Annotated in this window: 8 protein-coding genes; all 8 read right to left on the minus strand. The window is 67.3% G+C overall.

Going from position 1 to position 12,474, the window contains the following annotated elements:
- Positions 1-18: 18 nt before the first annotated feature.
- On the minus strand, positions 19-1,380 hold the full coding sequence (locus FFS49_RS32165; protein ID WP_105816616.1) for a metallopeptidase TldD-related protein: 1,362 nt from the start codon (positions 1,378-1,380) through the stop codon (positions 19-21).
- Positions 1,380-2,831, minus strand: coding sequence for a TldD/PmbA family protein (locus FFS49_RS32170; protein ID WP_105816617.1), 1,452 nt, complete (start codon positions 2,829-2,831; stop codon positions 1,380-1,382). The genes FFS49_RS32165 and FFS49_RS32170 overlap by 1 nt, the downstream gene beginning before the upstream one ends.
- Positions 2,824-4,467 (minus strand): dipeptide ABC transporter ATP-binding protein, encoded by a 1,644-nt coding sequence (locus tag FFS49_RS32175; protein ID WP_105816618.1) that lies wholly within the window; start codon positions 4,465-4,467, stop codon positions 2,824-2,826. Before FFS49_RS32175 ends, FFS49_RS32170 begins: the two co-directional genes overlap by 8 nt.
- Positions 4,467-5,579, minus strand: a complete 1,113-nt coding sequence (locus FFS49_RS32180; protein WP_071334520.1) for an ABC transporter permease — start codon at positions 5,577-5,579, stop codon at positions 4,467-4,469. The genes FFS49_RS32175 and FFS49_RS32180 overlap by 1 nt, the downstream gene beginning before the upstream one ends.
- Positions 5,533-6,582: an ABC transporter permease subunit gene (locus FFS49_RS32185; protein WP_105816619.1), complete on the minus strand. Its 1,050-nt coding sequence runs from the start codon at positions 6,580-6,582 to the stop codon at positions 5,533-5,535. The genes FFS49_RS32180 and FFS49_RS32185 overlap by 47 nt, the downstream gene beginning before the upstream one ends.
- Positions 6,583-6,595: 13 nt before the next feature.
- Complete coding sequence (locus FFS49_RS32190; RefSeq protein ID WP_105816620.1) at positions 6,596-8,518, minus strand: extracellular solute-binding protein; 1,923 nt, start codon at positions 8,516-8,518, stop codon at positions 6,596-6,598.
- Positions 8,519-8,755: 237 nt separating this feature from the next.
- Positions 8,756-11,539: a TonB-dependent receptor gene (locus FFS49_RS32195; RefSeq protein ID WP_046543496.1), complete on the minus strand. Its 2,784-nt coding sequence runs from the start codon at positions 11,537-11,539 to the stop codon at positions 8,756-8,758.
- Between the two features lie 337 nt (positions 11,540-11,876).
- Positions 11,877-12,452 (minus strand): XRE family transcriptional regulator, encoded by a 576-nt coding sequence (locus FFS49_RS32200; RefSeq protein ID WP_039357998.1) that lies wholly within the window; start codon positions 12,450-12,452, stop codon positions 11,877-11,879.
- Between the last annotated feature and the right edge of the window lie 22 nt (positions 12,453-12,474).

The following is a 12,474-nucleotide window of genomic DNA, read 5'->3' on the forward strand; positions in this document are numbered from 1 at the left end:
CGAGTGGAGGCGAACGCGCTACAGCGTGAGCTCGAACGAACGCGCGAGCAGCCCCGGCAGCTGCGCGCCTCCGGTGGCGCGCTCGCCGTACGTGTCGTCGCTCGCGAGCAGCGCCGGCGCCGCGCCGAGCTGCTCGAGCTCCGACCCGAACAGCCGGTAGAAGCTGTCGTCGAACCGCATCGCGTCGACCGGCGCGACGATGCGCCCGCCTTCGACCCAGAACGTCGCGAACCGCGTCATCCCCGTCATCCGGCATGCGATCGGGTCGGAGAAGTTCAGGTACCAGAGGTTGCCGACGTAGAGCCCCGTGTCGAGCGCGGCCAGCACGTCGGCATCGGCGAGCGTACCGCCGGCGATCGTCAGCGACTGCGGCGATTCGCCGTTGTCCGCGCCGTTCGGCGTGCGCCCTTGCTCGCGCGCGGTGCGTGCGCAGACGAGCTGCCCGGCGCCCCGCCCTTCGACGACGAGCGGCACGCTGTCGCGCCGGTAGCCGTCCGCGTTGAACGCCGGTGCGATGCCCAGCGTGAAATCCTCGGTGATCGACACGCGCGGATCGAGCGCGACCTCGCCGGCGTACAGGCGATGCAGCGGGCTGCGGGCGCTTGCCACCGCGCGCGCCGAAAAGCCGCTCCAGCCGAGCAGGCTCGTCATCTCGTGAATGGCGTCCGGCGCGAAATACGTGCGGTAGCGCCCGGGCGCAAGCGCCTTCGGCGCGCGGCCGAGCACGGGCAGCCGCGCGGCGGCCGCATCCACCTTCGCCGCGAATGCCGCATCGCGCCAGTCGTCGCCCGCATGGACGGTCTTGATCGCGCGGCCGCTCGGGTCGTACAGCGACCAACTGAAGTTGAAATTCTCGACCTCGTACCAGCCGCGGCTGCCGGTCGACGACGCGAAGCCGCGCGCCAGCGTGCCGCCCGCATAAAAGCCGACGAAGTCGAGCCCGCGCGCGCATTCGGCCACGATACGCGCGAGCCCGTCCGCATTCGGCAGGCGCCCGGTGCGGCGCGTTTCCTGCACCCACGACGAGGTATCGAACAGCAGGTGCGGATCGTCCTGCGCATCGCGCAGGCCGTCGCGCAGCACGGCGAGCGCGTCGGCCAGCTCGCGCAGGTCGGCCGCCGGATCGCCGCAGACAGTCAGTGCCGAGTGCGCCTGCCGCGCGCCGTCGATGAGCCGCACGGACAGCCGCCCCTGCGTGACACGCCCGGTCTGGCGAATCCTGCCGCCATTGAAACGAATGAAGTCGGACGTTTCGCCGGAGAAGCCGAGCAGCACGGTTTCGGCCGGCGCGGCCAGCCGTTGCGCGTCATCGGCGAGCCGGGCGAAATGCGCGTGCCAGTCGATTCCGGCGTGGCGTGCCATCGGATCGAATCCCGTCATCACGCGCCTCCGAATACGTCGACGCCGGCGAACACGCAGGCGGGCGCGGCATGGCCGACACGGATGATCTGCGCGGGCTCGCCCTTCCCGCAGTACGGCGTGCCGTAGATGCCGAACGTGCTCGCATCGCCGACCGCGCGCAGGCTGCGCCAGAACTGCGCCGAGATGCCACGGTAGTTCGGGCGCTTGACGACCTGCGTGAGCCGGCCGTTCTCGATCAGTTGCCCGAATTCGCAGCCGAACTGGAATTTGTTGCGGTGGTCGTCGATCGACCAGGACGTGTTGGTGCGCATCAGGATCCCGTGCTCCGTGCCCGCGATCAGCGCCTCGAGCGGCTGGTCGCCGGGCTCGACGTTCAGGTTCGCCATCCGGTCGATCGGCGCGCGGTTCCAGCTCGACGCGCGCGAGTTGGCCACGCCAGGCAAGCCCGCGCGCTGCTGCGATAGCGCCCCGCCGAGCAATCGTTCGAGCACGCCGTTGCGGATCAGGTACTGCTTGCGCGCGGGCGTGCCGTCGTCGTCGAACGCGTAGGACGCGGCTTCGGCCGTCGGCTCCGGATCGAACGTGACGTTCAGCAGCGGCGAGCCATATTGATAGTGGCCGACCATCTCCGGCCTGACGAAGCTCGATCCGGCGAAGTTGCGCTCGTCGCCGAGAATCCGGTCGAGTTCGAGCGGATGACCGATCGACTCGTGGATCTGCAGCATCATCTGGTCCGGCATCAGCAGCAGGTCGCGCCGGCCGGTCGGGCAGTTCGGCGCGGCGAGCAACTGCAGCGCTTCATCGGCAACGCGAACGCCGGCGCCGTCGAAGCCGTAGCGCGCCAGCACGTCGATACCGCCCTGCGCGAGCGTGCCCGACTGACCGAGCGAGCGCGTCTGCGTGTCGCCGTCGCCATGCGCGACGGCCTGCAGCTCGGGCATCAGGAAGCGGAAGCGCTGGTCGATCCGCACGCCGTCGCTCGTCACATAACACTGCTCGGTGTGCACGATCATCACGCTCGCCGAACGCTCGACGATACGCGCGCCGAGGTTCGCCGCCGCGCATTCGTGCGCGAGACGCTCGATCCATTCCGCGCGCGACGGCAGCGCCGCGTCGACATCGGGCGACGCATAGGTGCCGCTCGCCTGCGGACGCGCGGCCTGGCGATGATCGACCAGCGCCCACGGCGCGCTGGCCCGGGCCCGCGCGGTTGCGATGTCGAGCGCCGCCTGCAGCCCGGCCGGCGACAGGTCGGGCGTCGCCGCATAACCCGCGCCCGGGCCGGCCCAGGCCGTCAGCATCGCACCGCGTTCGCGCGTGCGCGAAAACGGCTGCGCGACGTCGTTGCGCACCGCGTGTTCGTCGATCGTCTCGTCGACGATGCGCAGCGACCAGAAATCGGCGTCGCTGCGCAGCGCCTGCGCCGCCTGCACGGCTCGGGCGCCCGGCGCCCGGTTCTCGTCAATCATCGGTTCTCTCTTGCCTCTCCTGCGGGCCGCGCACCGGCGCCGGCATGGACGACGCGAGCAGCGCCCGCGTATACGGATGGGATGGCGCGTGCAGCACGTCGAGCGTCTCGCCCTCCTCGACCACGCGCCCTGCCTTCATCACGATGACCCGGTGGGCCATCGCGCGCATCACCGCCAGATCGTGCGTGATGAACAGGTAGCTGAGTTTGTACTTCTTTTGGAGATTCGTCAGCAGATTCAGCACCTGCTTCTGGATCGACACGTCGAGCGCGCTCGTCGGCTCGTCGAGCACCAGCAGTTCCGGCTCCACCGCCAGCGCCCGCGCGATCGCGATCCGCTGCCGCTGCCCGCCGGAAAACTCGTGCGGATAGCGCAGCATCGCCTCGGGCGGCAGGCCCACCTCCTGCAGCAGCGCGGCGATCCGCGCCCGCCGCGCGTCGCCGGCCACCTGCGGCCGGTGCACGCCCAGCCCCTCGCCGACGATCTGCTCGACCGTCATGCGCGGCGACAGCGAGCCGAACGGATCCTGGAACACCACCTGCATGCGCCCGTACAGCGTGCGCCGGCCCTGCGTCGTGCGCAGCGACGCCAGCGGCATCCCGTCGATCTCGATCCCGCCCGATGCCGGCCGCTGCAGGCCGAGCACGGCCGACGCGAGCGTCGATTTTCCCGAGCCCGACTCGCCGACGATCCCGAGCGTTTCGCCGCGCTTCAGGCTCAGCTGCACGTCGTGCACGGCGCGGAACGTCGTCTTGCCGAGCACCGAGCGCCAGCCCTTTGCCGCGATGCGGTAGTCGACGGCAAGGTGCTGCACGTCGAGGATCGTCTGCGCGTCGTCAGCAACCGGCTCGACCGCCCGTTGCGGCGCGCTGTCGAGCAGCCGGCGCGTATACGGATGCTGCGGCGCCGCGAACAACGCGGCAGTCGTGTTGGTCTCCACCAGCACGCCCTTCTCCATCACGGCCACGCGCTGCGCGAAGCGCTGCACGAGGTTCAGGTCGTGCGTGATCAGCAGTACGGCCATCCCGCGCGCGGCGGCCTCCTGCTCCTGCAGCTCGATCAGCAGGTCGACGATCTGCTGGCGCACCGTCACGTCGAGCGCGGTGGTCGGCTCGTCTGCCAGCAGCAAGCGCGGCCGGCACGCCAGCGCCATCGCGATCATCGCGCGTTGCCGCTGCCCGCCCGACAGCTGATGCGGGAAGCTGTCGATGCGCCGCTCCGGCTCCGGAATCCCGGTGCGCCGCAGCAGCGCGATCCCGCGCTCGCGCGCATCACCCGGGCGCAGCCCCTCGTGCAGCCGCAGGCTCTCGGCGATCTGCTTGCCGATCGTATACAGCGGATTGAGCGCGGTCATCGGCTCCTGGAACACCATCGCGATGTCGGCGCCGCGAATCCCGCGCATCTGCTGCTCCGTTTTCGCGAGCAGATCCTCGCCGTCGAACAGCATCCGCCCCGACAGCGTCGCCTGCTGCGCGAGCCGCAGGATCGACAGTGCCGTCACGCTCTTGCCCGACCCCGATTCGCCGACGAGCGCCACGCGCTCGCCGCGGCCGATCGACAGGCTGAGGTCCTGTACGGCCGCGTTCGCGCCGAAATGCGCGGAAAACCCGTCGATCTGCAGCAACGGAATCGTCATCACCGCCCTCCGCCGAATGCCGAACCGCGCGTGCGCGTGTCGAGCGCGTTGCGCAGCGCATCGCCCATGAAGGTGAGCAGCAGCAGCGTCACCACCAGCGCCGCGAACGCCGAGATCGAGATCCACCACGCATCCAGGTTGTTCTTGCCTTCCTGAAGCAGCTCGCCGAGGCTCGGGGTCGGCGGCGGCACGCCGAGGCCGAGGAAATCGAGGCTCGTCAGCGACAGGATCGCCGCGCTCATCCGGAACGGCAGGAACGTGATCACCGGCGTGAGGCTGTTCGGCAGCACGTGGCGCCACATGATCTGCGCGTTGGTCAGCCCCATCGTGCGCGCCGCTTTCACGTAGTCGAGCGCCCGGTTGCGCAGGAATTCGGCGCGCACGTAGTCGGACAGCACGAGCCAGCCGAACATCGACAGCAGGATGAACAGCAGCCACAGCGACGGCGTGAAGATCGACGCGAAAATGATCAGCAGGTACAGGTCCGGCAGCGCGCTCCAGATCTCGATCAGGCGCTGCCCGACCAGATCGGTGCGGCCGCCGTAGAAGCCTTGCAACGCGCCCGTCAGCACGCCGACCAGCACGCCCGATACCGTCAGCGCGAACGCCATCAGCACCGACAGCCGGAACCCGTACAGCAGCCGCGCGAACACGTCGCGCCCGAACTGGTCGGTGCCGAGCCAGTTGCTCGACGACGGCGGCGCCGGATACGGCCGCGACGCGAAATAGTCGATCGTGTCGTAGCGATACCGGTTCGGCGGATAGACCGCGAAGTTGCCGTGCGACTCGATCTTCGTGCGGATATACGGGTCGAGATAATTCGTCATCGCGGGAAAGTCGCCGCCGAACGCCGTCTCCGGATAGTCCTTCACGATCGGGAAGTAATAGTGCCCGTCGTAGCGCACGATCAGCGGCCGGTCGTTCGACAGCAGGTTCGCACCGAGGCTGAGCGCGAACAGCACCGCGAAGATCACGAGGCTCCAGTAGCCGAGCGGCTGCGCGCGAAAGCGCAGCCACGTGCGCCGCCACGGCGACGGCGACGCCGCGCACGCGGCGCACGCCGGGTCAGTGGTCCAGGCGGTTGAACTGGATACGGGGGTCGACGAGGACATAGCAGATATCCGCGATGAGTTTGGTCAGCAGGCCGATCAGCGTGAACAGGAACAGCGAGCCGAGCACGACCGGATAGTCGCGGCGGATCACCGAGTCGTACGACAGTTGCCCCATGCCGTCGAGCGAGAACAGCGTCTCGATCAGCAGGTTGCCGTTCAGGAACGCGCCGACGAATGCGGCCGGCAGCCCGGTGAGCAGCGGGATCGCCGCATTGCGCAGCACGTGTTTCCACAGCACGTCGCGCTCCGGCGCGCCCTTCGCGCGCGCGGTCAGCACGTACTGTCGGCCGATTTCCTCGAGGAACGTGTTCTTGGTCAGGATCGTGACGATCGCAAAGTTGCCGATGACCGACGCCGTCACCGGCATCACGATGTGCCACAGATAGTCGAGCGCCTTGCCGATCAGCGTCAGGTCGTCGAAGTTGTCGGACGTGAGCCCGCGCATCGGGAACACCTGCCAGAACGTGCCGCCGCCGAACAGCATCAGCAGCAGCACGCCGAGCACGAAGCCCGGCACCGCGTAGCCGGCCAGCACCAGCACGCTCGTCACGGTGTCGAACCGCGACCCGTTGCGCACCGCCTTCGCGATGCCGAGCGGCACCGACACCATGTACGTGAGGATTACCGTCCACATCCCGAGCGTGATCGACACCGGCAGCTTCGAGCGGATCACCGCCCAAACGCTGCGGTGCGCGAAATAGGACTGGCCGAGGTCGAACGTCGCATAGCTTTTCAGCATCAGCACGTAGCGTTCGAGCGGCGGCTTGTCGAAGCCGAACTGCTTGCGGATCTGCTCGATCTGCTGCGGGTCGACGCCCTGGCTGCCGTGGTAGCCGCCTGCGCCGCCCGCCTCCCCGCCGCGCGCGCTGCCGTGGCGCAACTGCGCGAGCACCTGTTCGACCGGGCCACCCGGCACGAACTGCGTGACCGCGAACGTGATCGTCACCACGCCGATCAGCGTCGGGATCATCAGCAGCAATCGCCTGAGTATGTATGCCAGCATCGTCGTTCCTCCGTCAGGCGGCCGGCGCGGGTTTCGCCGCCGGTTGCTTCACGTACCAGTAGTCGATGATCCAGTCCTCGTATTGATAGGAGTCCGGCACGATCGACGGATGGCCGAGCGTCGCCTTGTACGCGATCCGCGCATTCGGCAGGTAGTACTGCGGGATCAGCGCGTACAGGTTGATCAGCACGCGGTCGAGCGCGTGCGTGGCCGTCTCGAGATCGTCGAGCGTGTCGGCTGCGAGCGCCGCACGGATCAGCGCATCGACCGCCTTCGACTTCACGCCAGGATAGTTCTCGGAGCCCGGCTGCGACGCGGCCGCACTGCCGAAGCGGCGCGTGAGCTCCGCGCCCGGAATCGTCACGGGCAGGTAGATGTACGTCGTCATGTCGTACTCGAAATTGTCGAGGCGCTTCAGGTAGAGCGCGCTGTCGATCTCGTGCAGGTAGGCCTGGATGCCGAGCATCGCGAGTGCCTGCGTGTACGGCAGGATCAGGCGGTCCATGCCGGGCTGGTCGTCGATGATCTCGATCGTCATTGGCGTGCCGTTCGCGTCGCGCAGTGCGCCGTCGCGGTAATGCCAGCCGGCCTGCGCGAGCAGGTCGCGCGCCTCCTTCAGGTTCGCGCGCAGCGAGTTCGGCGGCAGCGTCGACGGCTGCCGCACCATCGGACCGAACACCTCGGGCGGCAGCGTCGAACGGAACGGTTCGAGCAGCGCAAGTTCCTTGTCGCTCGGCATGCCCGATGCCGCGAACGGGCTCGCCTCCCAGAAGCTGTTGGTGCGGCGATACTGCCCGTAGAACATCATCCGGCTCATCCAGTCGAAATCGAACGCCAGCGCGAGCGCGTGCCTCACCCGCACGTCCTGGAACATCGGCTTGCGCATGTTCATCAGGAAGCCCTGCATCTGCGCGGGGCCGTCGGGAAACTCGCCGCGCTTCAGCATGCCGTTGCGGAAATTCTTGCCGACGTACTTGCGCGCCCACTGCGTCGCGCTGTATTCCATGCGCGCGTCGATGTCGCCGGCCTTGAACGCTTCGAGCGCCGTGTATTGATCCAGGTACAGCTTGAACGACACATGCGCGAAGCGGAACATGCCGCGTCGCGACGGCAGGTTCGCTGCCCAGTAGTGCGGGTTGCGCACGTAGCTGATCTGCTTGTCGTTCCTGCGCTGGTCGATCAGGTACGCGCCGCTCGCGATCGGCGGCACGTTCGCGATCTGGTCGAACGGCGGTCGCGTGCCGTCCGCGCGCTGCCCCCATTTCGGCGAGAACACCGGCAGGTCGCCCGCGATCAGCGCGGCGTCGCGCTCCGCGTGCTTGAATTCGAAGCGCACCGTGTGGCCGTCGACCACCACCGCGCGCTTGATGATCGCGAACTGCGCGTTGTACAGCGGCGACGCCTGCGGGCTCGTCAGCGTGTCGAACGAATATTTGACGTCGGCCGCGGTGATCGGGTCGCCGTTCGAGAAGCGTGCGGCCGGGTTGATGCGGAACGTCGCCGACAGCCCGTCGGGCGCGATGTCGACGTCGTCGGCGATCAGTGCGTATTCGGATGCGAGCTCGTCCCAGCTGCGCTGCATCAGCGTGTCGAACATCAGGTTCTTGATGTCCGGTGCGGGCGAGCCGCGCACGAGGAACGGGTTCAGCGAATCGTAGCTCTGCGCTTCATCGTAGTTTTCGAACTGGAGCGTGCCGCTGTCGGGTGCGTCCGCATTCGCGTAGTCGAAATGCGTGAAGCCCGGCGGATACTTCGGGTGGTCGTATTGCGAAATCGCCGGCACCGCGAGCGCGGCCTGCGGCATGACGCCGCCCGACACGAGCCACACGGCGCACGCGAGCAGCGCGGCGCGCGTGGCGGTACGCATCCGCCCGTGCGTGCGCGTCAGGTGCGAGTGGCGCGGCACGCGTGCCCGTCGCCCATTCAACAGTCTCATGGTCAGTCTGTCCGGAAGCGTGCGGGTGTGAAGCCTGCGCGCAATCGATGCCCGTGCCGGACGCCGCGTACGGCCGCGTCCCGCGGATGGTTCGTGCTGTCACGATCGGATGAACTGCACCGCCGCGCGCCCCGGTTGCGGGCCGTCGTGGTGCCAGGTGAAAAAAGGCCGCCCCGAAAAGGGGGTAGTGGACGTGGAGCGGCCTGTCCAAAACCTGTCAGTGCATCGCGACCGCCATCAGAACTTGTACGTCGCGCCGACCTGCGCGAACCGGCCGATGTACGAGTACACCGACGTGTCGTACCCGCTCTGGCTCAGCGTGCCGTTCGCGAAGATCGGGTCGTACGGCGGCGTGCGGTTGAAGAGGTTGTCGATGCCGCCGTAGATCGTCCAGTTCTTGAAGCCCGTGTACGTCACCATCAGGTTGAACTGGCTGTACGAACCGACCTTGCTCGGCTCGGGCATCAGGTTCTGCGCGTACGGGCCCGTGAACTGCCACGTCAGCGCCGCATCGAACTTCCGGTAGTTCCAGTCCAGCGTCGTGTTGCCGCGCCAGCGCGGGAAGCTGCCGCCGAACGGCTGCGTGATCGTGAAGTTGTTGCCCGCGCCGTTGACCGGTGCGGCGCCCGGGAAGCCGATCTTGTAGCTGTTGACGTAGGCCCAGTCGCCCGACAGCGTAAGCGTGCCCCAGCCCTTCAGCGGCAGGCCCTGGCGGAACGTGCCTTCGAAGCCGTTCGTGTCGAGGTAGCCGAGGTTCTGGTACGGAATCACCTTGTACAGCAGCTGGCCGGTCGTCGGGTCGGTCACGACCTGCGACGGCTTGCCCTGGCCGATCACGTTGTCGATGCGGATCTTGTACCAGTCGAAGCCGAGGTCGGTGTAACGGCTCGGCGAGACCTGGAAGCCGATATTGAGGTTGCGCGTGCGCTCCGGCGCGAGGTTCGGGTTGCCGACGGTGATCGACGTGTAGTTCTGGCCGGTGGCCGGATCGACCTGGATGCCGAGCGTCTGCGACTTGCTGTCCTCGACGAAGGTCGGCGCGCGGAAGCCGCGGTTGTACGACGTATACAACGTGAGCGCCTTGATCGGCTGGTACCGCAACGCGAAGCGCGGCGAGAAAGCGCCGCCCACGTCGGTGTAGTGATCGTAGCGGCCTGCCTGGCTGAACGTCAGGTTCTCGATGATCGGTATGTTGATCTGGTAATAGATGGCCGCGACGTTGCGCTGGCCATCCACCGTCTCGAGGTCCGGTGTGATGACGGCCCCGCTCAGGTACTCGGAACCCGGCGTCAGCGTTTCGCTCTGGTGCGTGAACTGCGCGCCGAAGCCGATGCCGACGTCGCCGGCCGGCAGATGGAACAGGTTCGGCGTCGACAGCGTCGCGTCGATCGTGTCGAGCTTCGAGATGCCGAGGTTGTTCGCCTCCTGATAGAGGCCGTTGAACGCGTTCGGCGTCGCGGCCGGGTTCGCGAAATTCAGCGTGCCGTTCTGGTAGATGTTGTTCAGCGCATTCACGTTCAGCTGGTTCGTGAACACGTTCGACACCGTGCTCTGCGAATGGCTGACCGACGTCGCCCAGTCCCAGTCGCCGTACGGCAGCGTGAACGACCCCTTGATGCCGGCGGCCGCCCGCCAGTAGTTGGCCCAGGTCTTTTGCGCGACCGTGTTCGGAAACGCATAGGTGAGCGGCGTGGCCGCGCCCGTCGTGTTGTACGGGTTGCTGGCCGGCACCGTGTAGTTGAACGGCGACAGCAGCTTCGTCTGCGGATTCCAGACGAGCGCCGGGTTCTGCGAGTTGCCGATCACGTTGTTCCACAGGCCGTCATTGGTCGTGGTCGTGTTGTAGCTCTCCATGAAGTCGGCGAACGCGGTCGTCTTGTCGTCGATCTTGAAGTCACCATGGAGCTTCGCGTTCAGGCGCTCGGTCATCGGCAGGATCGACGTGCTTTCCGCCGTGTTGTACCCGCAGACGGTGCCCGGCAACCCGGCCGACAGCGAATTCGACGCGGCCGGACGAACCGAGCCGCCGAACGGGCAGCCGCCGCTCAGCGCCTGCGCACTGCCGTCGGGCATGTTCCAGTAGGACGGCGCGAGCAGCGAGAAGCCGCCCGGCTTGCCCGTGAAGTCCTGGTTGCGCGTGGAATCGCGGTCGGCCAGCGTGAAGCCGTTCGACTTGTAGTAGCTGAGCGCGGCCGTCACGTTGAAGCGGTCGGCGTTCAGGTCGCCGAAGCCGCCGAGCACGCCGAACTTCATCGTGCCGTCGCCGTTGCCGGCGTTGATCGCGCTGCCGAGGCTGCCGTCGAGCTGCAGCCCGCGGAAATTGTGTTTCGTGATGATGTTGACGACACCGCCGATCGCGTCCGAACCGTACTGCGACACGGCGCCCGTCTTCACGATTTCGATCCGCTCGATGTCGTTGAGCGGGATCGTGTTGAGGTCGAAGAACGAATCGACGCTGTTCGAGAAGAATGCATACGGCGCGACGCGCTGGCCGTCGACCAGCACGAGCGTGTACTTCTCCGAGAGGCCGCGCAGTGCAATGCCGGCCGCGCCCGCCGCGAAGTTGCCCGACTGCCCTTCGCCCCAGCTGTTCGCCGAGTTGGCTGCCGCATCGCGCAGGAAGTCGGCGACGGTCACCGCGCCGCTGGCCTGGATTTCCTTCGGCGTGATCGTCTGCACCTGCTGGAAGCCCGTTTTGTCGGCTTGCCGGATCAGCGAGCCCGTCACTTCGAACCGCTTGATCTGCGCGACCTTGCCCTGCCCGTCCGCGGCGGGTGCGGCAGGCGTCGCGTCGGCCGACGCATCAGGCGCCGCGGGCGCTGCGGTGCTTGCGGCAGCACCCGCCGTGCCGCCCGCCTGTGCAACGGTCACGGGCGCGCCGCTCGCGACCGCATCCGCGATCGCGACGGCGCCCGGCGCCGGCTGGCTCTGGGCGAACGCCGGCGGCGCCAGTACGGCCGTCAGCGCGAGTTCCGCCCAGACTATCCTCTTGATGGCCAACGCCAACACTCTCTGCTTCATTTTGTTCCCTCTCGCTCGTAGTAAGACCCCACCTGCTGTGCGCCGGAACCTTGTGAATTCCTTGCGCGTCCTGGGTGCCCGTGTACCGGAACCCGCGATTGCCACGCTTTCGACTGCCACGACTCGAACGGATCGGCCTCGGGTCACCCGCACCATCCAGCGTCACCGTCTTTTTCTATTTTGATTCGACATGCTAAACACCTACATTGAGCGCATTGCCTGCTTCTTCCCGATTCGACGGGCAGCGGGTTCCGTACAACGCGAACCCGTGTGCGCGCCGTACCGCGCCCGCTTCTGCCGTCGATCGGGTACTTCTCCTTCCTGCCGGCCGCCTTCGCTAGAACAGCCTGGGCGTACCGACCCAGACGATCACCGCCTCTTCGTCGGCCGTATTGCGCCACGCATGCGGCATCGTCGATTCGTAATGCGCGGTATCGCCCTCGTTCAGCGTGAACGTGCAATCCTCCAGCGTCAGCGCCAACTGCCCGCGCAACACGTAGACGAACTCCTCGCCGGCATGCGTCGTCATCTCGGACGGCAGTTGCCCCGCCGGCATCCGGACGAGAATCGCGTCGAGCTTGCGACTGTCCACCGGGTTCGTCAGCCTGGCGAACCGGCTGGCCGAGTTCGTGAACTGGAAATACTGCAGCGCGTTGCCGCGGCATACCGAGCGCGCTTCCGTCGGCGTGTCGATGAAGTACTGCATCGTCACGCCCAGCGCCTTCGCGATCCGCACCAGCGACGTGATCGACGGCGTCGCCCGCCCGCGCTCGACCTGCGACAGGAACGGCTTCGAAATGCCGGCGATCGTCGACGTTTCGTCGAGCGTGAGTTTCAGGCGCTGGCGCAGCGCCCGGATCTTGTTGCCGAGCGACACGGCGACGAGCACCGACTCATCAGGGGGCAAAGCCATGGAAAGACGGTCCCTCTCAGTC

Source organism: Burkholderia sp. 4NA327C6 (assembly GCF_005502655.1).
Lineage (GTDB): Bacteria > Pseudomonadota > Gammaproteobacteria > Burkholderiales > Burkholderiaceae > Burkholderia > Burkholderia contaminans.